Consider the following 25653-nt stretch of genomic DNA (forward strand, 5'->3'; position numbering starts at 1 on the left):
CCTGCGGAGTTGCGATGAAGATCCCCACCTTGTTGTCCGTGTCGTTGCTGGCGGCACTGTCGTTGCCTGCGGCCGCACAAACTGCCGCGCCGCAGGACGTGCCGTTCGACGGCACCTTGAAGATCGACGTCGATGCCACCGATCTGGCCCATCGCATCTTCAAGGTCAAAACCACCATGCCGGCGCGGCCGGGCCCGATGACGCTGCTGTATCCGCAGTGGATTCCCGGCAATCACTCGCCGACCGGGCCGATCGACAAGCTCGCCGGTCTGGTGATCAAGGTCGATGGCAAGGTGGTGCCGTGGAAGCGCGACCAGTTCGATGTGTATGCCTTCACCGTGGACGTGCCGCAGGGCGCCAGCGAGCTGGTGGCCGAGTTCAGGTTCCTCTCGCCGCAGGCCCCGAACCAGGGCCGGGTGATGATGACCCCGGAGATGCTCAACCTGCAGTGGAACACCACGGCGCTGTATCCGGCCGGCGTCTTCGCACGCAACATCAAGGCCCAGGCCAGCGTCACGCTGCCAGCCGGCTGGAGCTATGCCACGGCGCTGGAGACTGACCGCCGGGTTGGCGACACGGTGACCTTCAAGCCGATCGACTTCGACGACCTGGTCGACTCGCCGATGTTCGCCGGCAAGTACTACAAGCGCGTGGAGCTGAGCGGCGGCAAGCAGCCGGTCTACCTCAACGTGTTCGCCGACGAAGCCAAGTCGCTGGAGGCCAAGCCCGAGCAGATCAAGGCGCATGCATCGCTGGTGCAGCAGATGGACAAGCTCTACGGCGCGCGGCATTTCGACCACTACGAATTCCTGCTGGCGCTGACCAAGAAGTTGGGCGGCATCGGCCTGGAGCACCATCGCTCCAGCGAAAACAGCGGCGTGCCGACCTACTTCACCGAGTGGGACAAGAGCTGGACCGGGCGCGACCTGCTCGCGCACGAGTTCAACCATTCCTGGAACGGCAAGTACCGCCGTGGCGCCGACCTGGCCACGCCCAATTTCAACGTGCCGATGGGTGACAGCCTGCTGTGGCTGTACGAAGGCCAGACCCAGTTCTGGGGCGAAGTGATGGCTGCGCGTTCGGGCCTGTGGACGCAGGATCAGGCGCGCGAGATGCTGGCCGGCGTGGCGGCGAACTACGAGCGTGGTCGCCCCGGCATGGCCTGGCGCACCGTGCAGGACACCACCAACGACCCGACCATGTCGATGCGCCGGCCCAAGGCCTACCGTAGCTATCAGATGGCCGAAGACTATTACTCCGGCGGCCAGATGATGTGGCTGGAAGTGGACAGCAAGCTGCGCGCGCTGACCAACAACAAGCGTTCCATCGACGATTTCGGCAAGGCCTTCTTCGGCATGAAGAACGGCGACTGGGACGTCAATCCGTACACCTTCGACGACATCGTCGCCACGCTCAACGGCATCGCCGCCTACGACTGGGCGAGCCTGTTGCGCAGCCGCATGGACGGGCATGGCTCCTTGAACGGCGGTATCGAAGCCAACGGCTGGAAGCTGGTCTATAACGAGGAGCCGAACCTGGCCACCAAGGCCGACGAGAGCGACGACAAGGACGCCAGCCTGACCTATTCGCTTGGCGTGTCCCTGAAGGCCTCTGGCGATATCAGCGATGTGCTGTGGGACGGCCCGGCCTTCAATGCCGGCCTGATCGCCGGCAACACCATCGTGGCGGTCAACGGCCGCGCCTTCAGCAGTGAGGTGATCAAGGACGCGATCAAGGCGGCCAAGGGCACCACCGCGCCGATCGAACTGCTGGTCAAGCGCCTGGACCGCTACGACACCGTGCGCATCGATTACCACGGCGGCCTGCTGTATCCGCATCTGGAACGCATCCCCGGCAAGCCGGATCGCCTGAGCGAGTTGTACAAGCCGCGCTGAGCGGCAGCCGCTCGCTCACAGCCGTTGAAGCGGGCAATGGCAAGACCTGGAGCTGCATGACCGGCTGCGATCGATCATGCGGCTCCAGACGCTGGTTCTGGTCGGTACCGATGCCGACCGACCAGAAGACAGCGCGCCAGCCAAACGCTCGGCGCCATCGATGTCCGAGTGAAAACGCAGCAGCAGGAATGCGCGGTTGCATCCATTCCAGCGCCGCCGCAGCCTGGCCGACTCCCGACTCCCGACTCCCGACTCCCGACTCCCGACTCCCGAATCCCGACTCCCGAATCCCGACTCCCGACTCCCGAATCCCGAATCCCGAATCCCGACTCCCGAATCCCGAATCCCGAATCCCGAATCCCGAGCCAGCGTCGCGCATCCTGAGACCAACGCCGACTATCCTGTCGCTCCAGAAGCGATTGGTTAACTGACGATGGCGAAGGCGAAAACGGCCTATGTCTGCGGCGAGTGCGGCGCCGAATACAACAAGTGGCAGGGGCAATGCACCGAGTGCGGGGTGTGGAACACGCTCAGCGAGATCGTGCTCGAAAGCGCCACGCCCGGCGGCAAGGCCTCGCCTGCGGCATCGCGGCGTAGCGGCTGGGCCGGCAAGGCCGAGGCACCCAAGATCACCGCGCTCAAGGACGTGCAGCAGTCCGAGCAGGCGCGCGTGTCCACCGGCATTGGCGAGTTCGATCGGGTGCTGGGCGGCGGCCTGGTCGAAGGTGCGGTGGTGCTGATCGGTGGCGACCCCGGCATCGGCAAGTCGACGCTGTTGCTGCAGGCGCTGGCGAGCATGGCCAGCACACTGCCGGTGCTGTACGTCACCGGCGAGGAATCGCTGGCACAGGTGGCCGGGCGCGCAGTGCGGCTGGATCTGCCGTTGGAGGGCCTGAACGCGCTGGCTGAAACCGGCATCGAAAACATCCTGCAGCATGCCAGCGTGGCGCGGCCGAAGCTGATCGTGGCCGATTCGGTACAGACGCTGTGGACCGAATCGCTGACCGCAGCGCCGGGCTCGGTCAGCCAGGTACGCGAGAGTGCGGCGCGGCTGGTGCGTTACGCGAAGGAGACCGGCACCGCGGTGTTCCTGGTCGGTCATGTGACCAAGGAAGGCGGCATCGCCGGCCCGCGCGTGCTCGAGCATATGGTCGATGCGGTGCTGTACTTCGAAGGCGAGAGCGGCAGCCGGTTCCGGCTGTTGCGCGCGTTCAAGAACCGCTTCGGTGCGGTCAACGAGCTGGGCGTGTTCGCGATGGGCGAGAAGGGCCTCAAGGAGGTCTCCAACCCGTCGGCGATCTTCCTGTCCGGTGGCAGCACCCAGCAACCGGGCAGCTGCGTGATGGTCACCCGCGAAGGCACCCGTCCGCTGATGGTGGAGGTGCAGGCGCTGGTGGACGCCTCGCCGCTGTCCAATCCGCGGCGCGTGGCGGTGGGTCTGGAGCAGAACCGGCTGGCGATGCTGCTGGCGGTGCTGCACCGCCACGGCGGCATCGTGGTGGGCGACCAGGACGTGTTCGTCAATGTGGTCGGCGGCATCCGTGTGCAGGAAACCGCTGCCGACCTACCGGTGCTGCTGGCGGTGTTGTCCTCGCTGCGCGATCGGCCGCTGTCCGAGAAGACCATCGCCTTTGGCGAAGTGGGCCTGTCCGGCGAGATCCGGCCGGTGCCCAACGGCGAGGACCGTCTGAAAGAGGCCGCCACCCACGGCTTCAAGCGCGCGATCGTGCCCAAGGCCAACGCGCCCAAGACCACCAGCATCAAGGGCATGGAGATCGTTGCGGTGGAGCGGCTGAGCCAGGCGCTGGAAGCGGCCGCCGAGTGATACCGGGGCGGTAGGTGAGCGACTGTCTTTACGAGGCGTCGCTCTGCATGCGATGAGCTGACCCCGCACCGCCGTGCAGTGGGCGGTATGGCTGCCTGCGCCATGCTTGAATGACATCAATGAAGTTTCGGGCTGGCTGTCGCCAGCTCCTGTGACCGTCCGTCGGCCAGCAGGTCGCGATCCGCCATTCGTCGATAAGAAAACGTTTTCAGCGCAGGGCGGCTATGGCAACATGCGCGGCCCGTTGCACTGTGCACCGGATCACGGACAGCGCTCACTGCGCGTTATCAGGAGAAAACACGATGGAATGGATGTTGTTGCCACTCAAGCGCTACGCCGACTTCAATGGCCGCTCGCGCCGCAAGGAATATTGGATGTTCATGCTGCTGCAGGCGATCGTCCTGCTGGTGTTGGGCGGCCTGTTCGGCATCGCGGCTGCACTGATGGGCGGCGAGAACGGTCCTGGTGCACTGGCATGGCTGGTTGCTGCCGTCATGGGGATCGTGGTGCTGGCATTGATTGTGCCGAGCATTGCAGTGACCGTGCGTCGCTTGCACGACCAGGGCAAGTCGGGTTGGTTCTATCTGATCAGCCTGGTGCCTTATGTGGGCGGCTTCATCGTGCTGGTCTTCATGTGCCTGGAAGGTACGCCCGGCCCGAACGAGTACGGCGAGAATCCCAAGCAGTAACCGGGTGCAAGGCCTGATCGAACAATGGCGCGGAGACTCCTCCGCGCCATTGTCGTTTCTGGAGATGTACGGTCGGCGCAGGCTGACCAACAACACGCGTGCGTTTGAGTGCCGGATTCGGCTCGATTGATGCGTTCTTCAACTGCCGGCAAAAACTTGGACGTCCTGCCAGGGTGTAGGAAGCAGTCGACCGGCAATGCGCCAAGCTCTATTTGTATATTCAATACATTATTGAACTATTAACTGGGTGCGTTTCCACTCGACATGGAGCCGGCGAACAAGCTCTGCCAGTTAATGCCTGACCAGATCAACGCATGGCAACGGCCGATTCACTGCCATGCAGGCGCCGGTAGCAGATAGCAAGCGCAAGTCGCCGCGCTTCGCTCTTGCAGGTCCGCATCGGTCAACAGGCCGCAGCATGATGGCCGGTGCTGGGGCTGACGACCTTGCCGGGCGTCGGTGCGTCCTTGACCTGCAGGGCAAGTTCCAGCTTGTACCCATGCGAATACACGGTTCTGATGCGCACCACGCCGCTGTGATTGCACAGCTGCAGCTTCTTGCGCAGCTTGTAGATGTGTTGCTCCATCGTGCGGTCGGTGAACTCGGTGTGGCTACCCCACACCGCCTTGGCCAACTGGCAGCGGCGGAAACACACACCGGGGCTGGAAAACAGCAGCCAGGCGATCGAGAACTCGCGTGCGGTCAACACGATCGGCTTGCCGTGCAGGTATACGGTATTTTCGTCGCGGATCAGCTGGTAGGGGCCCACACTCAGCTGTTGGCTCTCGGGGCACGCCTCGGCCACCGGCGACAGCGCCAATGCTGCGCGCACATGCAGCTCGTGCGAATTGAAGGGTAGGGCGAGCACATCGTGTGCGCCGGCGCGGTACCAGGCCAGGATGTCGTGGGCACAGTCGAAACGCCCCAGCACGATCAGCGGCGTGGGATGGCCGCTGTGGCAGCGTTGCCAGGCCAGCAGCGAGCTGTCGTCCGACGCGACGCAGGTCGCATCGAAGATCAACAGCTCGCAAGGGGAATGCCGCAGCGAGCGCAGAAGTTCGAGTTCATCGGAAAACACCGCAAAACTCGGGGCCAGCGGTGCGAGGCTCGCGTTGACCTGCGATGCCAGACGCGCGTCCTGCGTCAACAGGAAAGCCGATCCGTGCTTGCCGGGAAGGTTGCCGTGCATCAGCCGGCCTTCCCATGTCTGCACACGTACCAGGCGTACGTCGGATGCCTGTTGCGGACAGCAGGCGCCAATACAAAACCCACGTGTAGAGATAAGTGCATCGCCATCGCCTTTGGCTGCCAGGGGATCCGACCTGGGGCCGGACGAATGGTATGTACCATTGCCGAGCCAGAAAGTTTCACTGCTGCGTACTTTTCTTCGGCTTTGGGTAGGCCGGCTTTAACGTACGCTCATCTAGGCGTAAAGCAGCTCTTACATCCAGGGCATGCGTCGTCAGTAACTAACAAAATTCCGACATTGCGCAACGCGCAGCCGGTCGACGCGGCGAGACAACGGGCGCAGTCGCAGAGTCCATCCCATTGCGCGTCCAGGTCTATACCACGGTATTGCGATTTGCACGCGCTTGCAGCGCACATGGAATATCTGAGCGATCCGCCGATGCAGCACAACGGCGCGGCCATCGTTTGACGCGCATCTTTCATTTACTGAAGTACCGCGGATGCGGCCATTGCAACGTCATGCCGGGACAGCACTGAAGCCGACACAAGGCATGGGATTTGGTTGGCCCTGCCAATCTTCTCCGGCTGCCGTCCTGTCTTCAATACGGCTTCGCATGGCGTGCAATGTCCTATGCACGACAGCGCCGGCGGTATGCAAAAAGTGCCCTTTATCTGCATGCCGCATAACTGGGTTGGCAGGAGACAGAGTGAGGTTTTTTGATTTTCTTAGTGCCTTGGAGTGAGAAATTCCATTGGATCCGCTGCATACAATCGGTTGCGCCAGCCAGACCGGCGCATTGTTGTTTTTGCTCATCCCCCTATGAGAGAGCCCGGCATGATCCTTTCAACCTACTTCGCGGCGATCTCTGCGTTGTCGTACGCAGACCGTCTTCCTACCTATACAAGCAGGATGCTGGTTGGTGCCTGGCCGCAAGGTCTGCAACATCTTCAACAACGCCGTGATGGCCAGGCCGCCGCGGATGGCGCCGACGACGAAGTCGGCCTGCTCGGCGCCAGCGGCGACGCCTTGTTGATCCTCGAATACCAGGAGGAGGCCGAAGATGCCTACCGCCACGCCTTGAAGGCGATGCGCGGGCATCAGCGCCAATTGCGGTTGCTGTCCTGCCGCAATACCGCCTGGTTGATGCTGAGCCAGCGCCGCCTGAGCGCTGCATTGAACTGCTTTGCACAGCTGGCGATGGACCGCGAGACGCCGGCCTGCCTGTGCGGGGAGAGTCTGCTGGGCAAGGCGCTGACCCACTTTCATCTGGGCCAGAGCACGCTGGCGTTGCAGACGCTGGAGCGTGCCAACGACGTGCTGGCGGACCTGGACAGCGGCGCAACCGAGTGGCTGCGCATCGCCAATGCGCTGCGCCTGGACATGATTGCGCAGTTGCGCATCCGGCGCGCCGACCGGATGAGCGACCACGTGTTCTGGCAGGCCACGCTGCGCCAGGAGGATGCGGCGCACGCGTTCGAGCCCAACGAGCTGCGTGCCTGCATCGCCGACCTGGCCGAGAGCATGCCGGTGCTCGCACAGCGCATGCGCCACGTGCGCAATCTGCTGCGCATCGCCGGTGGCGACACCTTCGGTTTCGATGCGCAGATCGATGCGCTGCCGGCCGCCGCCACCGGTTGCCCGCCCTGCGCCCGGCAGGATGCGCAGGTGGAGCTGGCGCTTGCCGCATTGGCGGTAGGGCGTGCCGATCTGGCAGAGCGCGCCCTGGCCGGTGCGGGCCGGCACCACGCGCCGCGCTGGAATCTGGAGTTCGAGTATTGCCAGGCCAAGATCAGCCAGGCGCTGGGCAAGACCGAGCAGGCACTGCTGCTGTACAACCGCTATGCGCTGGGTGCGGTGCAGTGCCTGCGCAGCGAGGTACAGGCGCCGCGGCTGCTGGAAAGCGGCACGCCGGCGCATGTCAGCGACGACATCTCCGCGCGGCTGCCGGCCAAGTACCGGCGCGCCTACGCCTACATGATCACCAATGCGCACCGCTCGGATCTGTCGATCAACGAGGTGGCTGCGCAGATCGGCGTCACCGGGCGCGCCTTGCAGCAGGCGTTCAAGTCCGCTACCGGGCTGTCGCCGACCCAGGTGTTGCGTCGTTACCGGATGCAGAGCATTCGCGACGAACTACTGGCCGAAGGCGGCTGCGGCAGCGTGCTGCAGGCGGCCAGCCGCTGGGGCGTGGGCAGCCGCTCGGCGCTGGCCAAGGGCTATCGCCAGCATTTCAATGAGGCACCGATGGAAACCCTGCAGCGCTAGGTCGTTGCGCGCCACGGCCGGGCGTCGATGCAGGCCGTGGCGTGTCGTTTCCGAAGGCCGTGCTGCAGTGGCGACCGAACGGCCGGCCAGCCATTGGAAGTCGTGAGAGTGCGGCGCGCGTGCGTACGACGTGGCTTGCGGCTATCCTGTTCGGCTCGCACTGCCACCCAGGAAGGCGCGTCCGAGGATGGGCGTGGCCGCCAAGGAAACGACGAACGATCATGCAAGATCACACCTCCGAGGCGACGGACGCCTCCCAGATCCGCCGTGCAGGCGTCGATCTCAACGGACTGATGTCCGTGCTCAGCAAGCATCTGTATTCCACGCCGGTGGTCGCGCTGCGCGAGCTGGTGCAGAACGCGCACGACTCGATCCTGCGTCGCCGGCTGGAACAACCCGACTGGCAAGGCGAATCGCGCATCGAAGTGCATGCCGACGCTGCCCAGGGCATCGTGCGCATCATCGACACCGGCGCCGGGCTGACCCAGCAGGAGATCCACGATTACCTGGCCACGGTCGGCGTGGGGTATACGCGTGGCCTGCGTCAGGGCGGGCATGAGGACAGCGGCCTGATCGGCATGTTCGGGCTGGGCTTTCTGTCGGCCTTCGTGCTGGCGCGCCGCGTCACCGTGCGCACCACCTCCTACCAGAGCCCGACGCTGGGGCATTGCTATATCTCCAGCAATGCCGAGCAATACACGGTGAGCCCGATCCCGGCGCGTGCGCAGGTCGGGACGGAAGTGGTGCTGGAACTGCACCAGGACTATCTGTCGTTGGCCCAGGAAGCACGGCTGCGCGAGATCCTGTCGCGCTATTGCGCGCTGCTGCGCGAGCCGATCTGGATCGGCTCCGATACCCAGGCGATCAACCCCGAGCCGCCGCCGTGGCGCATGCACGATGCGGTGCCGTTGCATCCGGTGCAGGCCTGGCGGCGCCAACGCGAGTTTGCCGCACGTTTCGAGCGCAACTTCGAACCCTTGTGCTGCATGCCGGTGCGCGCGGAGGAGGGCAGCGATGCGGTCGGCCTGCTGTGGGTGCAGGACGGAGCCACCTACGGCACCAGCGACAACCGCAATCTGTCGGTGTTCCTGCGCGGCATGCTGCTGGACGACAACGCACGCGAATTGCTGCCGCCGTGGGCGGGCTTTATCGGGGGCGTGATCGAATCCAATCGCTTGACGCCCACCGCCAGCCGCGAAGACCTGCAGCGCGATGCCACCTACGCGGCCGTGCAGCACGCGTTGTCCGAGGCGCTGGTGCAGGGCCTGGCCGATGTGGCGCGTCAGCAGCCGGAAGCCTGGCGGCGCATCCTGCTGCGGCACAACGAGGCATTGCTGGGCGCTGCCTTGTGCGACGAGCGTCTGTTCGAGTTGCTGATGGAACACGTGCGGGTGCCGACCTCGCAGGGCGACCTGCCGGCGCAGCAATTGCCGGCGCGTGGTGCGGTGCACGTGATCCTGGACAGCGACAGCGGTTTCGAAGAAATGCTGTTCCGCGCGATGGGCGTGCCGGTGGCCTACGGAAATCGCTATGCGGTGGTGCCGTTCCTGCGCCGCTGGACGCAGGCCAAGGGCGTGCGCCTGGTCGAGCTGGGCACCGAGCAGGGCAACCGGCAGTTGTTCCAGCTGGACACGCTGCCGGCCGACGAACTGGCCTGGCTGGAACAGCATCTGGGCGATGGCGAAGCGCTGGTGCCGGCGCGTTTCAGCCCCGAGGCGTTGCCGTTGGTGGTGGTGCCCGACCGCGAGGCCGAACTGAAACGCCGCCTGGAGCAGGACGAGAACGACAAGCGCGTGTCCACCGCTGCGCTGCGGCTGGCCCGGCAGTTCACGGCGGGGATCGAAGCACGGCAGACCCAGCGGCTCTACCTGAATCTCGATAACCCGGCATTGCAGGCGCTGCTGGCGGCGCAACGCGCCGGCAATCCGCAGGCGGCGGTGGCGGCACGGCTGCTGCGCTCACTGAAGGTGATCGTGTCGGCGCAGGGGCGCACCCAGCCGCAGCCCGGTGCCAACGCATCGGGCGGATCGGATTTGAACCGGGCCTTCGGCGATCTTGCCGAGGCCGTGACCCAATTGCTGGCACGCTGAGCGCCGCATCGAAGGAGCAACACGATGGAAATCTGGAACTGGGTGGAGAAGCTACAGGACGATCTGGGCGAAGCCGGGCAGCCGCAGAATGCGCAACTGCTGACGCGCCTGACCGACCATATCTGCGACCTGCAGATCGAACGTGCCGAAGCGCTGTTGCCCGAGGCGCGTGCGCTGGGCAAGACGCTGGCCAATCCGTGGCTGGAGGTGTTCGTCGGGCATTGGGAAATGCGCAACCGGGTCGGCAACCTGTGCGAGGGCGAGCGTGCGCTGAGCGATGCGGTGACGCTGTTCGAGCGTGCGCACCGCCCCGATGCGGTGGAGTGCCCGCAGTCGGTGTGCGTGACCCAGGATCTGGCCGCGTGCTACGCCAACATCGACGGTCCGGGCTGGGTGGAAGAGCGCATCGAGGTGTGCGAGGAAACGCTGGGCCGCATCGATCCGAGCTGGTCGTGCTACCAATGCCTGAGCTGCGAAAAAGCCGATGCCTTGCTCGACGACGGACGCGGCGAGGCGGCGCTGAGTTATCTGGAGCAGCAGTCGCAGACCATTGTTGCGCATGGCGGGCAGATCTACGACGGCGTGCCGGACATGCGCATTTCGATCCTGCTCTCGCTGGGCCGCGCGGAAGACGCGCTGGCACTGATCGAGCAGCGCGAGCGCGAGGCCGCGCGCGAAGGCGCGGAGTGGGCCAACTGCAGTCAGCCGCGGCGTTTGCAGAAAGCCCGCGCCCTGGCGATGCTGAATCGCGACGACGAAGCACTGGAAGCGTTTCTGCCGTGGCGCGAGGTCGCGCCGCGCTACCGCCTGCACTGGTTGCGTGCGGTGGTGGTGCTGGTATCGCGCCAGCCCGAGCGCAATACCTGGGATCTGGGCAGCCGCCTGCAGGTGATGCTCGATCATTACGCGCAGGTCGGTGCACATCGCATCCTGATCGACGCGGCCGAGATGGCGATCGGGCTGGCCTTGCAGCGTGGCGCGGTGTGGACCGCACGCCGCCACCTGGCGCTTGCGCGTGCGCACGTGCCCAAGTTGCGCCAGGACCGGGGCGCCACGCAACTGCTGGACGGTCTGGCCGTGCGCATCGAAACCGCACCGGCCGGCGAGCCGGCGCCGGTGCCCGCCGAGCAGTTGCTGGCATGGCTGGATGCGCAGGGCGAAGACGTGGCGCGTAACCCCGAGCGCGAGGCGCAGTGGTTGCTGCAGGCAGTGGCCGAGCGACCCGACGATGCCGAGTTGGTGGACACCACGGCGTCGGCATTGAGCGCGTGTGCGGCCGACGACGAGGCGATCGCGCTGCTGTGGTCATTCGTGCAGCGGCATGCCGATCGCGAAACCAGCCCGACCTTCCGGCTGATGAATCTGCTGCTGGGCCGTGGCGACGAGGCCGGCCTGCGCCGGCTGGCGCAGCTGTATCGCCCGCTGGTGCCGGTGGCGGCGCTGTGGTGCGAAGCGCAGCTGGCCCAGCGGCTGGCCGATTGGCCGGCGCTGGAGCAGGCCTGCACCGCGTTACTGGAACTGTCGCCCGGCTCGCACGGTGCGCGCGGCTTGCTGGGGCGCATGTATCTCAATACCGGCCGCTTCGCCGATGCCACCGAGGTGTATCGACAGCTGACCGAGTTGATGGAAGAACCGCGCTCCGCGCATTGGGATCACATGACTGCGGCCAGCGCGGCGCAGCAATGGGACGCAGTGCGCACCTCGGCGCTGGCGCTCGGCATGGAGCTGAGCAGCACCAGCGGCGTGGTCGAAGAAACCTGGGGTTGGGTGATCGTGCGCTGCGTGGATGACGGCGAGGCAGCCGAGTACTACGCGCGGCGCACCGGCCCGGTCACCGCGCGTATCGTCGAAAATGCACCGGCGCATCGGCGCCAGCATGTCGGCGACTGGGTGGTGTTCGATGCGGAGTTGTTGTATCCGCCGCCGGAGGACGAGGCCGAGCGCGAGCGCTTCGTGCCGACTTATGCGCAGGTGCATGTGCTGGAGGCGGGCGGTTACGGCAGCAGCTGGCTGGTGGATGGCGTGCATCCCGGCGGGCAGGCGATCGAGGCCTTGCGCGAGGACATCGAAGCGCGTGGCTGGAAACTGTGGCTGCATAGCCGCGACGACTATCGCGTGGTCGATCCGGAACACGCGGAGGCGTTCGACCCGGAAGATGCGAGCACGGGTCTGCCGGGCGTGCTGTTCACCGTGGCGCTGCCGGAAGCGGCGCCGCCGTTGGAACTGCATCGCCTCCTGCTGGCCACGACCGCGCAGTGGGCGCACCCGATGTGCTGGCTGCGCCTGGCCGAGGCCTGCGACCAGGACCCGCGCCCGCATCTGGACGCAGTGGAGCGTTACGGGCTGTAGGGCGGCGATCAAGCTCGTCGCGCATTAGCTGCTGACGCGGCCGCCGCCGGGATTGGGGATTGGGCATTCGGGATTGGCATGCGTGGTTGCGTGCCAACTGCTGGCCTGTCGTCAGGAATGGTGATGCTCGGAAGAACGTGCAGCCCATCTGGCTGTTCGCATTTCTTTCCGCAACCGATAGCAATCGGTGGTGCTTGCGCGGTTGCCGGCGTGGGACCTTGCGCGGCATGGATCTCGCGCCAGAGCCTACACGGACGTACTTGCGGCGTGTCCTACGCTGGTACGCGTGCAAGCTCCCTCGGCAGACCGAGGCATTCGCGAAGAACCGGTGGATGTCGTGCGCAAGATTGATCGGTGTGCGGAGTCGGTCGGCGGCGCGGCGCCGCATCCAGTGTCGGGACACGCCGTGAATCCGTCCCTGGAGGCTCGGTGGCGACATCCATGTCGCCACACGGTCCCGCCACCGGACGCGGCGCCACGCTCCCCATATTGCTATCGCTGATCGGCAAGCAATGCTTCAAGCAGGTGTTGATGCCTGCGGACTTCGTGGCCGATGTAATCAGTAAGCCTTCCATCTACTGTCACGTCGCCAGGAATGGACGCTAGGAAGAACGTGCAGCTCAGCTGACCCTCCGCATTTCTTTCAGCAACCGACAACAACCGGTGGTGCTTGCACGCGTGCCGGCGTGGGACCTTGAGCGGCATGGATGCCGCGCCAGAGCCTACAGGGACGTACTTGCGGCGTGTCCCACGCCGGTACGCGTGCAAGCGCCCTCGGCAGACCGCAGCATTCGCATGGAACCGGCAGAGGTCTTGCACAAGATTGCCAGGTCTGCGGAGCTGGTCGGCGGCGCGGCGCCGCATGCAGTGTCGGGACACGCCGGGAATCCATCCCTGGAAACCCGGTGTAAGCGCCCGCAGCAGACCTAAGCATTCGCCTGTACGGCTATCTCGCAGTGCATGGCAGCTGCCCGATCAGCTGCGCTTGCCGTAGCGCTCCAGCCAGTGCGCGTACGAGGGCGGCAGCACCCAGGACGGGCGTTCTTCGCCCAGGGCCAATGCGGCGTGATACGGCCAGTGTGGGTTGGCCAGGTGCGCGCGGCCGACCATCACCAGCTCCATCTGTCCGGCGGCGACGACGCGGTCGGCTTCCAGCGGATCGTCGATGTTCCAGGACGAGGCAACCGGCAGCTGCGCCTCGCGGCTGACCCGTTCGGCGTAAGGCGCCAGCAAGGCCGGTCCCCATGGAATCTGCGCAGTCGGGGTGCTAAAGCCGATGCTGACGTTGAGCAGATCCAGGCCGCCTTGCTTGAAGTTGCGCGTCAGTGCGATGGCTTCCTGCAGGGTCTCTTCGTCGCGGCCATCGAATTCGATCACGCCAAAGCGTGCGGTGAGCGGCAGCTGTTCCGGCCAGACCGCACGCACGGCCTGCAGCGTTTCCAACAGGAAGCGCGCACGGTTGTCGGCAGTGCCGCCGTAGTGATCCTGGCGTTGATTGGCGTGTACCGAGAAGAAGCTTTGCGCCAGATAGCCATGGGCAAAATGCAGCTCCAGCCACTGGAAGCCGGCATCGCGCGCGCGCTGCGCGGCGGCGACAAAATCGCCGCGCACGCGGGCGATGTCGTCCAGCGTCATCTCACGCGGCACTTTGGGCAGGCCGCCGCCGAAGGCGATGGCCGAGGGCGAGATGGTGTCCCAGCCGCGCGGGTCGCCGTCGGGGATGTGGTTGTCGCCTTCCCACGGCAGGTTGGCACTGGCCTTGCGGCCGGCGTGGCCGATCTGGATGCCCGGCACCGCGCCGGCAGCGCTGATCGATGCCGCGATGCGCGCCAGTCCCTCGGCCTGGGCGTCGTTCCACAGGCCCAGACACCCGGGGGTGATGCGTCCTTCCGGCGACACGCCGGTGGCCTCGACGATGACCAGGCCCGCACCGCCGCGCGCCATGCTGGCGTAGTGCACCTGATGCCACGCGTTGCTGAGGCCGTCGACGGCGGTGTACTGGCACATGGGCGGCACCGCGATGCGGTTGCGCAGGGTGACGTCCTTGAGTTGATACGGAGAGAACAGCGATGACATGGAGAGCGACCACCTGAGAAAAGCAGGCTGCGATCAGAACACGCCCGGCCGCCGCGCAGACACTCTGCCGGTGGCACAGCGCGTTGCATGCGGTGCCGGTTGTGGACAAGCGGGCCAGCCGGCGCAGCGGGCGCGTCCGCTGGCATGGGATGCGCGCTTCCGACAGGTATTGGGCGGCGTCAGACGCGCTCCGCCCGCAAAACCATGACCACCGTTGCGTAGCGGTCGGCGGCTGCACGCACGGCCGAGCCGGCGGTGGACGCCAACCGGCGGCCGTCGCGCCTGCAATCGTCGCGCCTATGGCAAGGGAACGGGACGGCAGTTATCGCATCTTTCCAGGCGTGGTCGCGCTCACGTTCACCGCGTGCGCCGCAATGTCAAACTCTGTCTGGACCTTCCTCTGACCGCTACAGGTTCGTTGCTGGTTGCCGAAACTGAATTGCTTTATTCTGCTGCGCTTCGGCGTGGGGGCGCCGCGCCAGTCAGGGGGCGCCATCGTCCCGCATGCCCAGCCTTCTCTCTTCTACTCTCGGCGGGTGATCTCATGGTGGCATTGCAGCAGCGCTCGATCGATGCGATTCGTGGCCAGGAAACGGCGTTGTTGGCTGCATGGCTAAGCTCCAGCCTGGGCAGCGATGGACGTATTTCCCGGCAGGACGTCGAAACCCAGAGCGCGGACTTTTTGCATCTGCTGGTCGCTTCCCTGAAGGACGGCGGCAGCAGCCTGGATAGCGCCGACTGGAGCGAGGTGCGTCGTTTCCTGGAAAACCTCTCGCGCGACCGCGCCACCCGTGGCTTCGATTCGCAGGAAACCGCCAACTTCATCTTCTCGCTCAAGCGGGTGCTGTTTGCGCTGATGCAGCGCGAGTATGCCGATGCGCCGGAGGATCTGGGCCAGCAGCTGTGGGCGCTGTCCGAGCTGCTGGACCGTCTGGGCCTGTACACCGTCAAGGCGTTCCAGAAGACCCGCGAAGACATCATCGTGCGCCAGCAGGAAGAAATGCTGGAGCTGTCCACCCCGGTGGTCAAGCTGTGGGAGGGCGTGCTGGCACTGCCGATGATCGGCACGCTGGATTCGCAGCGCACCCAGGTGGTGATGGAGTCGCTGCTGCAGCGCATCGTCGATACCGGCTCGGAAATCGCCATCATCGACATCACCGGCGTGCCCACCGTGGACACGCTGGTGGCGCAGCACCTGCTCAAGACCGTCACCGCGATCCGCCTGATGGGCGCCGATGCCATCATCAGCGGCGTGCGCCCGCAGATCGCGCAGACCATCGTGCACCTGGGCCTGGACCTGCAGGGCATCGTCACCAAGGCCAACCTGTCCGACGCTTTGGCGCTGGCGCTCAAGCGCATCGGCATGACCGTGGGCAAGGCGGGCTGACATGGAGCGCATCCCGATCCTGCGGATGGGCGACCTGCTGCTGGTCACCATCCAGGTGGACATGCACGACCAACTGGCGATGACGCTGCAGGAAGACCTGTCGGAAAAGATCAGCGCCACCTCCGCGCGCGGCGTGCTGATCGACATTTCCGCACTGGACATCGTCGACTCCTTCATCGGCCGCATGATCAGCACCATCTCCGGCTTGGCGGCAATCATGGATGCCAGGACCGTGGTGGTCGGCATGCAGCCGGCCGTGGCGATCACGCTGGTCGAGCTGGGCCTGACCCTGCCGTCGGTGCGCACCGCGCTCAATGTCGAACGCGGCATGCTCCTGTTGCAGCAACCCGATCACGCTTCATGACCACCGGTTCGCAACCGGTGCGCACCGAACAGGATGTGGTGCTGGCCCGGCAGACGGTACGCAAGCTGGTGGTGCAGTGCGGCCTGCGTTTGGTCGACCAGACCAAGCTGGTCACCGCAGCCAGCGAGCTGGCCCGCAACACCGTGATCTACGGCGGCGGCGGCGACATGGATTGGGCCCTGGTGGAAAGCGGCATCCGCAAGGGCGTGCAGCTGACCTTCCGCGACGAGGGCCCCGGCATTCCCGACCTGGATCTGGCGCTCACCGATGGCTGGACCTCCGGCAGCGGGCTGGGGCTGGGCCTGTCCGGCAGCCGTCGGCTGGTGGATGATTTCGTGCTGGACACCGCAGCCGGCAAGGGCACGCGGATCACCATCACCAAATGGAAGTGATGCTCGCCGGCGAGGTTACGCGCGCGTTTCGCGTCGACGAAACCAGCCAGGTCGGGCAGGCGCGCCGCGAGGCGGCGGTGCTGGCTCAGGCGCTGGGTTTCGATGAGGCCGCCTGCGGGCGCGTGGCGCTGGTGGCCACCGAGCTTGCCACCAACATGGTCAAGCATGGACGTGGCGGCGTGCTGCAGTTGTCCACGGTCGCCACCGCCCAGGGCATGGGCGTGGAGATCTGCGCCATCGACGGCGGCCCCGGGTTCGCACTCGTGGACGGCCTGCGCGATGGCTATTCCACCGCCGGGACGCCGGGCACCGGGCTGGGTGCGATCCAGCGCCAGGCGCAGGTGCTGGATGCGTATTCCGATGCCAAGGGTGCGCTGGTGATGGCACGGTTGTTTGCGCAGCAACGCGCCGAGCTGGACCTGCCGTACGGCGCCATTCGCCTGCCGCTGCACAACGAAACGGTGTGCGGCGATGCCTGGCATCTGGCGATCGGCGAGCAGCGGGCGACCGTTACCCTGATCGATGGCCTGGGCCACGGTCCGGGCGCCGCCGAAGCCGCCGACGCCGGCGCGCGCGCAGCGGCGGCGGCCCGCGGCGAACCCGGCGAGCGCATCGCGCAGCTGCATGCCGGTATGTCCGGTACCCGCGGCGGCGCGGCCGCGGTGATGCAGTTCGACAGCAGCACCGGCCGGGTGCGCTTTGCCGGGGTGGGCAATATCGTCGCCTCGCTGTGCGATGGCGACGGCGTGCGTGGCATGCCGTCGCATCCGGGCATCGTCGGGGTGCAGTTCCGCAAGGCGCAGCCATTCGATTTTGCGGATGCCGCCGGCAAGCTGCTGGTCATGCACAGCGATGGCCTGCAATCGCGCTGGAACCTGCGCGATCACCCGGGCCTGCTGTCGCGCCATCCGCGCCTGATTGCGGCGGTGCTGTTGCGCGATTACACGCGTGGCCGCGACGATTGCGGCGTATTTGTCATGCGGCTGGGAGGCCTGCAATGAATGCTTCCGGTGAGACACCACCGCTCGATCCGCTGGCCGAACTGGATGCGCTGCGGCGGCAGAACCAGGCCCTGCGCGAAGAGCTGGAAGAGACCAACCAGGGTGTGCTGGCGCTGTATGCCGAGCTGGATCAGCAGGCCGAACAGCTGCGCGATGTGTCCGAGCTCAAGAGCCGCTTCCTGTCGTACATGAGCCACGAGTTCCGCACCCCGCTCAGTTCGATCCTGAGCATCACGCGGCTGCTGGAAGACGGCATGGACGGGCCGCTGACTGCCGAGCAGTCCAAGCAGGTGCGCTTTGTCAGCGCCTCGGCGCGCGAGCTCACCGAGATGGTCGACGACCTGCTGGATCTGGCCAAGATCGAGGCCGGGCGCATCACCATCTCGCCGGGCTGGTTCGACCTGATGGACCTGTTTGCGGCCTTGCGCGGCATGTTCCGCCCGCTCACCGATGCCGGCAGCACCACCTTGATCTTCGAAGACCCGCCGGTGCTGCCGATGCTCTATACCGACGACAAGAAGCTGGCGCAGATCCTGCGCAACTTCATTTCCAACGCACTCAAGTTCACCCCGCAAGGCCATGTGCGCGTATTCGCGCAGCTGGAAGGCGAGACCCATGTGCGCTTCAGCGTGCAGGACACCGGCATCGGCATTCCGGCCGAGCTTCACGACGCCTTGTTCGAGGATTTTGTACAGGTGGATTCGCCGTTGCAGAAACGCCTCACCGGCACCGGTCTGGGGCTGTCGATCTGCAAGCGGTTTGCCGAGTTGCTGGGCGGCACTGTGGGGATCAACAGCGTGGTCGGGCAGGGCTCGGAATTTTTCGTGGTGCTGCCGGTCACGCTGGCAGCGGAGGATGCACTTGGGCAGTAAGCCACACATTCTGGTCGTCGACGATAACGCGGTGACGCGTTATTCGGTGCGCCGCGTGCTCGAACACCACCAGTTCGTGGTCGACGAAGCCGGCACCGGCACCGACGGCCTGGCCAAACTGGCCGAGCAGGCATTCTCTGCGGTGGTGCTGGACGTCAATCTGCCGGACATGAGCGGCTTTGACATCGTGCGCACGCTGCGCGCCGAGCCGCGCACCGCGTTGCTGCCTGTGGTGCACGTGTCGGCCGCGTCGATCGCCACCGGCGACATGATCACCGGCCTGGAGGCCGGTGCCGACGCCTACCTGATTCACCCGGTCGACCCCAGCGTGCTGGTCGCCACGCTGCGCACCCTGCTGCGCGCGCGCCAGGCCGAAGACGCCTTGCGCATCAGCGAGGCACGCTTCCGCGAGATCTTCGAGCACATCAGTGCACCGATTGCGGTGGTCGATGCGAGCTTGCACACGCATGAGGCCAACGCGGCGTTCCAGCGCTTGATCGGTACCGTCACGCCCGGCGAGGCGCTTGCCGTGCCCGGCGTGGACCAGGCCGCCACCGTGCAGGCGCTGACCAACGCACTGGCGCAACGCGAGCGCTGGAGCGGTGCCTTGTCGATCCTGCGCGAGGGCAAGGTGCGCGAAACCGAGTGGCGCGTGTCGCCGTATCGCGAACCGGATCTGGGCCTGCTGCTGGTCGAGGACGTCACCGAACAGCGCCTGCGCGAGCGTGAGCAGCGCCAGGAGCTGGATACCGCCACCACCGAGCTGGCCCACCAGATCGCCGAGCGCCAGCGCACCGAAATCCAGTTGCTGCAGGCGCAGAAGATGGAGGCGCTGGGCAAGCTCACCGGCGGCATCGCGCACGACTTCAACAATCTGCTGACCAGCATCATTTCCGGCCTGGACATGATCCAGCTGGCGGTCGAGTCCAACCGCATCGAGCGGGTGCCGCGGCTGGCCGAGATCGCCACCGGCTCGGCGCATCGCGCCGCCGCACTGACCCAGCGCATGCTCGCCTTCGCGCGTAAGCAATCGCTGGATGCGCAAGCCTTCGACATCAACACACGCGTGCGTTCGCTGGAAGACATGCTGCACCGCTCGATCGGCGAGAACATCGTGCTGGAGCTGGAGTTGGCCGACACGCCACTGGTGGCAATGGCCGATGCCAACCAGCTCGAAAACGTGGTGCTCAACCTGGTGATCAACGCACGTGACGCCTTGAAGGGCCGGGGCACCATCCGCATCCAGAGCGCGGCCTACACCGCGCAAGGCGATCCGGAACTGGACGATGGTGATTACGTGGTGCTGAACGTGATCGACAATGGCAGCGGCATCGAACCGGCCATCCTCAATCAGGTCTTCGAGCCGTTCTTCACCACCAAGCCGATCGGCGAGGGCACCGGCCTGGGCTTGTCGATGACCTATGGCTTTGCGCGCCAGTCCGGCGGCACCGCACGCATCACCAGCACCGTGGGCCGCGGAACCACGGTGGCCTTGCTGCTGCCGCGCGGGCTCACTGCCAGCGCAGTGCCGCCGGCACCGGCACCGAGTTCGCCCCGTACACGCAGCGAGCGTATCTTGCTGGTGGACGACACCGATGTGGTGCGCATGATGGTGAGCGAGGTGCTCAGCGATGCCGGCTACCACGTGGTGGAAGCCGATGATGCCAACGGCGCGCTGGATCAGTTGCGTGCCGGGGTGGAGATCGATCTGGTGGTGTCCGACGTCGGCCTGCCCGGCATGAACGGGCGCGACATGGCCGACGTGGCGCGCGCGCTGCGGCCGGGCTTGCCGATCCTGTTCATCACCGGCTACGCCGAAAACGCCGCCACCCGCCAGGAATTCCTGGCCGACGGCATGGCGCTGCTGCCCAAGCCTTTCAGCCTCAACGATCTGCTCAACATGGTCGGGCAGATGCTCGATAGCAGCGTGATCGCCGCCCGCGCCTGACGCGGTTTACGCGCGTAGGCGCCAGCTGTCGGTGCCTGCCTGCCGCGCAACGATAACGATAGCGATGTGCCGCGACGCCTCAGGCGTTGCGCGCGTCCAAACCAGCGTCCAGCTGCGTGTGTTTCAGGTGTGCGCCGCCTGTGCCTGACACGCCGTGTTGCACGCACCTGGCTGCAGTGGATGCCTGTGCAGTGCGCCGGCAGCACCGGCGTGTCGTTGGCGTGCGTGCGCTCACTGCGCGTCCGCGTACGGGCCGAACGTGGCACCCAGGAAACCGCCGGCGCTGTCGGTACTGAGCATGCGGGCATCGCCCTGTTCCAGCAGCGTCTGCCACTGGCCGCTGCCGACTGCGTAATCCACATGCACGCGTGCGCCATCCAGGGCAAAGCGCAGCGTGACCGGTTGGGTTGCATCGGCCAGCGGCGCGCGCGCCAGCACGGTGCCGCTGCCTGGCTCCTGCGTCCCGGCGCGGCGCGACAGCACCACCGACATGCCGGCATCCTCGCGCACCAGCAGTAAGGCCAGGTAATGCGTTTCCCTGGCGACGATCGCCAGCCCCGCCTGTTCGCCCGCTGCCAGCGTGCTGCCATCGACGGTCGCCGCCAGCGTGGCGTGGTGATGCTGCAGACGGTGGCCCAGATACGCCGGCTGCCCGCGGCCGATATCGCCCAGCGCCACGCTCGAGGGCGTGATGCGCAGACCCTGCGGGCTGGTGACATACCACGGCGCCGTTGGCGGATGGATGGTCATCCATTGCATCGGCACGCGCGCGTCCTGGAAATGCTCGCTCCACTGCATTGGCCCGCTGGTGGGTGCGTCCTGCGTGCCTGCCGGCAGCGGCGGGCGCGTGGCGACCGCAGGCACAGCCGTGCCGTGCGGCAGTATCACCGGCCAGCCGTCGCGCCATTGCACCGGCAGCAGGAAGGTTTCGCGACCCAGGGTGTAGTGGTTGCCTTGATACGGGCGGGTGGCCAGGAATACCGCCCACCAGGAGCCGTCCTGCAATTCGACCAATTGCGCGTGGCCTGCGGAGGTGATCGGCGCGCTGCGGCTGGGGTCCAGATCGCGCTGGGTCAGCACCGGATTGCCGCTCCAGGGCTGGTAGGGCCCGGCGATCTGGCGGCTGCGGTAGATCATCTGTGCATGCTGCTCGCCGGTGCCGCCCTCGGCTGCGGTCAGGTAGTAATAGCCATCGCGACGGAACAGGTGCGGGCCCTCGATATGCTCGGGGTTGCTGGCCGGCTGGAAGCCCGCATCCACCAGTACCTGGCGCGTGCCGACCAGTTTCATGCTGGCCAGATCCAGTCGCTGCAGCCAGATCGCGCGGTGCCCGTCGTAACGCAGCTTGCCTGCCGGCACATCGTTGTTGACCAGCCAGGCGCTGCCGTCGTCGTCGAAGAACAGCGATGGGTCGATGCCCTTGGCATCCAGCCAGATCGGGTCCGACCAGGGCCCGGCCGGATCCTTGGCGGTGATCAGGAAATTGCCGCCATCGCAGTAGAAACAGGTGTTGGCGATGTAGAAGGTGCCGTCGTGGTGGCTGATGCTGGCGGCGAACAGGCCGCGGGTGAGTTCGTCGTTGCCGTATTTGATCTGATCGGGGCGATCGATCGCGTTGCCGATCTGCGTCCAGTGCACCAGATCGCGGCTCTTGAACACCGGCAGGCCGGGGAAATAGCCGAAGCTGGAGTTGACCAGATAGAAGTCGTCGCCGACGCGGACCGCCGACGGGTCAGGATGGAAACCGGCCACGACCGGGTTGCGGTACTGTGCCGCGGTCGGTATCGGGCCGCCGTCATCGCCCTGGTAGTCGATCCGGCTGATCACCGCGCTGCCGGCCTGCGCCAGCTGACAACTCACTGCGGCCAGTACGCCCGCCATCCATCCAAGTCGTTTCAAGCTCTGTTCCTCTCCGCTGAGCGCGTCCGCATGGCGCCAGCATGACAGCACGCGGCCAGCGCAGGCATGCCGTTTCGAAATGCCTGGCGCGCGCCGCGGCATGGCTCTGCAACGGCGGCCATGTGCGCAACGACACGCTTGCCATAGAGCTGCAACATTGCTGACATATCGTGCGCGCGGCGCCACCTTGCGTCGTCGGCCGGCATGCCCGGTGCCGACGGACGCTGGAGTGGCCAACAACACGTGGCGAGCAGGTGTCAGGTGGGTGCGGACGGTGGGGGAGGAACCGGCGTGTACGAGTGCGACGTGCCGATTCCAAGTACCGGCCGTGCCCGACTGATCGCCGCGCAGCCATGTTGATCGCCACGTTTGCCTCCGTGTCACCCCTCGCGTCACCTACCCAAGGATCATCTCGCATGTCGTTGTACTCGTCTGTCTCCGCGTCCCTGACGTCCGCCACCACGCACGCACCCGCACGCCGTCGCGCCGCCTTGCAGCGCACGCCGCTGGCGCGTGCCTGCGCCGGCCTGCTGCTTGCCTCGCTGGCCGCTGCTGCCTCTGCGCAGCAGGCGCCGACGCGCCAGGGCGAGGGCGAGGGCAGCCCGACCGCGCTGGATACGGTCACCGTCACTGCCGAACACCGCGAGCAGAACCTGCAGGAAGTGCCGGTGTCGGTGGGCGTGGTGCAAGGCGCGGCGATGCGCGAGTTCACCGCCGGTGGCGACGACACGCTGCTGGCGCTGTCCGGCCGCGTGCCGGGCTTCTATGCCGAGACCACCACCGGGCGCATCTTCCCGCGCTTCTATATCCGTGGCCTGGGCAATATCGATTTCTACCTCGGCGCTTCGCAGCCGGTGTCCATCATCCAGGACGACGTGGTGCTGGAACACGTGGTGCTCAAGTCCAACCCGGTCTACGACGTGGACCAGGTCGAAGTGCTGCGCGGCCCGCAGGGCACCTTGTTCGGCCGCAACACCACCGCCGGCATCGTCAAGTTCGACACCATCAAACCTGGCGATACCTACACCGGTCGCGTCGATGCCAGCTACGGCAGCTACAACACCGTGTCGCTGGATGGCGGCTTCGGTGGGCCGATCAACGACGTGCTTTCGTTCCGCGTGTCGGCCCTGTACCAGCACCGCGACGACTGGGTGGACAACACCTTCGCCGGCAGCAGCGCCGACGGCACGCGTACCCCGCGCAAGGATGCAATGGGCGGCTACAACGACCGCAATGCGCGCCTGCAGTTGCTGCTCAAGCCCAACGACGCGTTCTCGCTGCTGGGCTCGGTGCATACGCGCGACTACGACGGCACCTCCACGTTGTTCCTGCGCAATGCGGTCACGCGCGGCAGCGACAAGGTCGACGTGCCGCGCGATCGCGTGGCCTACGACGAGGCGCACGACAACCCGCAGGCGTATCAGACCGACGGCGGCTCCATCAAGGCGATCTACGATTTCGGCGGCGTGTCGCTGACCTCCATCACCGCCTACGAAACCACCTCCGGCTATAGCCGTGGCGACACCGATGGCGGCGCAGCGGCCAACTACCCGGTCAACGGCGTGCCGAACGGCTTCGGCCAGTCGATGGGGCAGATCCGCGACCTGGACCAGTACACCCAGGAACTGCGTCTGGCCAGCGAAGGCGACGACGCTCTGCAATGGCAGGTGGGCGCGTTCTACTTCGACGGGCGCGACACCACCGATTTCTATCAGCGGGCGTATTTCCTGCAGACCGCCGCGCGCAACCCCAACAACTGGGTGCGCCTGCGCAACACCAATACCTCCTGGGCCGGCTTCGGGCAGCTCAGCTACAAGGCCACCGACGCGCTCACCCTGACTGCCGGTCTGCGCCAGACCAAGGACAGCAAGGAAACCCGCCTGCTCAAGACCGCCGATACCGCCGCCGGTGCGGTGACCTATCGCGGCCGTCGCGACGTGCGCATGTCCGACACCCAGCCCAGCTGGGATCTCAGCGCGATGTATGAAATCAATCCCGAGCTGAGCATCTATGCGCGCGTGGCACGCGGTTTCCGCGGCCCGACCATCCAGGGCCGCAGCGCGGTGTTCAATTCGGATTTCACCACCGCCGATTCGGAAACCATCCTGTCGTGGGAAGCCGGCATCAAGAGCAGCCTGTTCGACAACCGCCTGCGTCTGAACGTCAGCGGCTTCACCTATACGGTGGACGACATCCAGCTCAACGGCAACGACTCGGACGGTAATGGCGTGCTGTTCAATGCCGACAAGGCCAAGGCCTACGGCCTGGAGGCGGATCTGGACTGGCGCCCGATCTCCAACCTGTCGCTAACCGCCGGCCTGAGCCTGTTGCATAGCGAAATCCACGACGATCGCGTCTACGCGCAGGCCTGTGCGCTCAACGGCGTGGTGGTGTGCACGGTCAACGACCCGACCATCCGCGTCGGTGCCAACACCTTTGCGCAGATCGACGGCAACCCGCTGCCCAACGCGCCCAAGTACAACCTCAACCTGGCCGCGCGCTACGACATTCCGGTGGGCAACGATGGCGCCTTCTTCGTCTCCACCGACTGGAACAAGCAGGGCGAAACCAGCTTCGTGCTGTACGACTCCACCGAGTTCCGCGCCAACGGCAATTTCGAAGGCGGCCTCAAGCTCGGTTACACCGGCGGCTATGGCGCGTGGGAGGTGGCGGCGTTTGCGCGCAACATCACCAACGAGAAGAACGTCAAGGGCGTGATCGAAAACTACATGGCGGCGGTGTACAACGAGCCGCGCGTGGTGGGCGTGTCGGTCAACGTCAACTGGCAGTAAGAGCGACTGAAAAGTCGCCAGCGGCTGCACAGTGCTCTGGTCAGCCGCTCCCGGTGCTTGATCGATCGACTGCATCACTGCGCGTGTGCCGCAGTGATGCCGATCGTAGAACGTAGAACAGACCCGCTGCGTGCATCATGCAGCGGGTTTTTTTGTATCAACGGCTGCGCAACACCGACTGCACCCAGCTGACGATCTGCGCGCTGCTCACCGCGCCGGAGTGACGGCCCAGCTCACTGCCGCCGCGGATGACCAGCAAGGTCGGGATGCTGCGGATGCCGAAGCGCGTGCCAAGCGCCGGATGCAGATCGGTATCGACCTTCGCCAGCCGGACCTGCGGTTCGAGCAGTGCCGCGGCTGCGGCAAACTGCGGCGCCATGCTCAGGCACGGCCCGCACCACGGCGCCCAGAAATCCACCACCAACGGCAGCGCGCTATGCACCGCATGCTTATCGAAATCGGCCTCCGACAGCGCCACCGGCGTGCCCAGGAACAAGGGCTTGTGGCAACTGCCGCAGTTGGGTGCATCGCGCAGACGCGCAGCTGCAACACGGTTCATCGCAGCGCAGCTCGGGCAGGCGATTAAAAGCGGTGCGTCGGTCATGCGGTGGTCTCCGGTG

18 protein-coding genes and 1 other RNA gene are annotated in these 25653 nt (G+C 65.9%); 13 read left to right on the forward strand and 6 right to left on the reverse strand.

What is annotated here, in order from left to right:
• Window positions 1-14: 14 nt before the first annotated feature.
• From DYQ94_RS00650 to DYQ94_RS00660, 3 genes are all read left to right on the forward strand, one after another.
• Entirely contained in the window at window positions 15-1895 is a 1881-nt protein-coding gene (locus DYQ94_RS00650) for a M61 family metallopeptidase (RefSeq protein ID WP_160954599.1), read from the forward strand.
• 433 nt (window positions 1896-2328) lie between these two features.
• Window positions 2329-3720 (forward strand): DNA repair protein RadA, encoded by a 1392-nt coding sequence (radA, locus tag DYQ94_RS00655; protein ID WP_016901522.1) that lies wholly within the window; start codon window positions 2329-2331, stop codon window positions 3718-3720.
• A 302-nt stretch (window positions 3721-4022) separates the two neighbouring features.
• The gene (locus tag DYQ94_RS00660) at window positions 4023-4409 is read left to right on the forward strand and encodes a DUF805 domain-containing protein (RefSeq protein WP_016901521.1); all 387 of its coding nucleotides are present in this window, start codon (window positions 4023-4025) and stop codon (window positions 4407-4409) included.
• Between the two features lie 403 nt (window positions 4410-4812).
• Here the strand turns inward: DYQ94_RS00660 and DYQ94_RS00665 are convergent, their stop codons facing one another.
• Together DYQ94_RS00665 and DYQ94_RS00670 are read right to left on the reverse strand one after the other, a co-directional pair.
• On the reverse strand, window positions 4813-5598 hold the full coding sequence (locus DYQ94_RS00665; protein ID WP_126965680.1) for a winged helix-turn-helix domain-containing protein: 786 nt from the start codon (window positions 5596-5598) through the stop codon (window positions 4813-4815).
• A 516-nt stretch (window positions 5599-6114) separates the two neighbouring features.
• A complete protein-coding gene (locus DYQ94_RS00670; RefSeq protein WP_126965681.1) occupies window positions 6115-6411 on the reverse strand; it encodes a hypothetical protein in 297 nt (98 codons plus the stop codon).
• A gap of 96 nt (window positions 6412-6507) precedes the next feature.
• Here DYQ94_RS00670 and DYQ94_RS00675 point away from each other — a divergent pair, with 96 nt between their 5' ends.
• The 3 genes from DYQ94_RS00675 to DYQ94_RS00685 all read left to right on the forward strand — a co-directional run bounded on the left by DYQ94_RS00675 (window position 6508) and on the right by DYQ94_RS00685 (window position 12302).
• Window positions 6508-7863 carry a helix-turn-helix transcriptional regulator gene (locus DYQ94_RS00675; protein WP_024940067.1) on the forward strand — a complete coding sequence of 452 codons (1356 nt, stop codon included), beginning with the start codon at window positions 6508-6510 and terminating at the stop codon, window positions 7861-7863.
• A 221-nt stretch (window positions 7864-8084) separates the two neighbouring features.
• On the forward strand, window positions 8085-9953 hold the full coding sequence (locus DYQ94_RS00680; protein WP_024940066.1) for an ATP-binding protein: 1869 nt from the start codon (window positions 8085-8087) through the stop codon (window positions 9951-9953).
• Window positions 9954-9977: 24 nt separating this feature from the next.
• On the forward strand, window positions 9978-12302 hold the full coding sequence (locus DYQ94_RS00685) for a tetratricopeptide repeat protein (RefSeq protein ID WP_126965683.1): 2325 nt from the start codon (window positions 9978-9980) through the stop codon (window positions 12300-12302).
• Between the two features lie 975 nt (window positions 12303-13277).
• Here the strand turns inward: DYQ94_RS00685 and DYQ94_RS00690 are convergent.
• Window positions 13278-14378, reverse strand: a complete 1101-nt coding sequence (locus tag DYQ94_RS00690) for an NADH:flavin oxidoreductase/NADH oxidase (protein ID WP_126965684.1) — start codon at window positions 14376-14378, stop codon at window positions 13278-13280.
• A 544-nt stretch (window positions 14379-14922) separates the two neighbouring features.
• On the opposite strand from DYQ94_RS00690, the gene DYQ94_RS00695 reads away from it, so the two are divergent.
• Genes DYQ94_RS00695 through DYQ94_RS00720 form a run of 6 tightly spaced genes read left to right on the forward strand, consistent with a single transcriptional unit; the run spans window position 14923 to window position 20342 of the window.
• Window positions 14923-15765, forward strand: coding sequence for an STAS domain-containing protein (locus DYQ94_RS00695; protein ID WP_160954600.1), 843 nt, complete (start codon window positions 14923-14925; stop codon window positions 15763-15765).
• A gap of 1 nt (window position 15766) precedes the next feature.
• On the forward strand, window positions 15767-16129 hold the full coding sequence (locus tag DYQ94_RS00700) for an STAS domain-containing protein (RefSeq protein ID WP_126965685.1): 363 nt from the start codon (window positions 15767-15769) through the stop codon (window positions 16127-16129).
• Window positions 16126-16521, forward strand: coding sequence for an ATP-binding protein (locus DYQ94_RS00705; protein WP_016901512.1), 396 nt, complete (start codon window positions 16126-16128; stop codon window positions 16519-16521). Before DYQ94_RS00700 ends, DYQ94_RS00705 begins: the two co-directional genes overlap by 4 nt.
• The gene (locus DYQ94_RS00710) at window positions 16512-17522 is read left to right on the forward strand and encodes an ATP-binding protein (protein WP_126965686.1); all 1011 of its coding nucleotides are present in this window, start codon (window positions 16512-16514) and stop codon (window positions 17520-17522) included. Before DYQ94_RS00705 ends, DYQ94_RS00710 begins: the two co-directional genes overlap by 10 nt.
• Window positions 17519-18394 carry a sensor histidine kinase gene (locus DYQ94_RS00715; RefSeq protein ID WP_065031873.1) on the forward strand — a complete coding sequence of 292 codons (876 nt, stop codon included), beginning with the start codon at window positions 17519-17521 and terminating at the stop codon, window positions 18392-18394. The genes DYQ94_RS00710 and DYQ94_RS00715 overlap by 4 nt, the downstream gene beginning before the upstream one ends.
• Entirely contained in the window at window positions 18384-20342 is a 1959-nt protein-coding gene (locus DYQ94_RS00720) for a response regulator (protein ID WP_184428979.1), read from the forward strand. The genes DYQ94_RS00715 and DYQ94_RS00720 overlap by 11 nt, the downstream gene beginning before the upstream one ends.
• A gap of 231 nt (window positions 20343-20573) precedes the next feature.
• Here the strand turns inward: DYQ94_RS00720 and DYQ94_RS00725 are convergent, their stop codons facing one another.
• Both DYQ94_RS00725 and DYQ94_RS00730 read right to left on the reverse strand, forming a co-directional pair.
• Window positions 20574-22223, reverse strand: a complete 1650-nt coding sequence (locus DYQ94_RS00725; protein WP_126965750.1) for a glycoside hydrolase family 43 protein — start codon at window positions 22221-22223, stop codon at window positions 20574-20576.
• Window positions 22224-22472: 249 nt separating this feature from the next.
• Window positions 22473-22549, reverse strand: a non-coding RNA gene (locus tag DYQ94_RS00730) — sX9 sRNA.
• A 108-nt stretch (window positions 22550-22657) separates the two neighbouring features.
• On the opposite strand from DYQ94_RS00730, the gene DYQ94_RS00735 reads away from it, so the two are divergent.
• On the forward strand, window positions 22658-25033 hold the full coding sequence (locus DYQ94_RS00735) for a TonB-dependent receptor (protein WP_126965688.1): 2376 nt from the start codon (window positions 22658-22660) through the stop codon (window positions 25031-25033).
• A 157-nt stretch (window positions 25034-25190) separates the two neighbouring features.
• On the opposite strand, the gene trxC is transcribed toward DYQ94_RS00735, so the two are convergent.
• Entirely contained in the window at window positions 25191-25637 is a 447-nt protein-coding gene (trxC, locus tag DYQ94_RS00740; protein WP_160954601.1) for a thioredoxin TrxC, read from the reverse strand.
• Window positions 25638-25653: the final 16 nt, after the last annotated feature.

The sequence above is a fragment of the Xanthomonas sp. LMG 8993 genome, from assembly GCF_009835065.2.
Lineage (GTDB): Bacteria > Pseudomonadota > Gammaproteobacteria > Xanthomonadales > Xanthomonadaceae > Xanthomonas > Xanthomonas arboricola.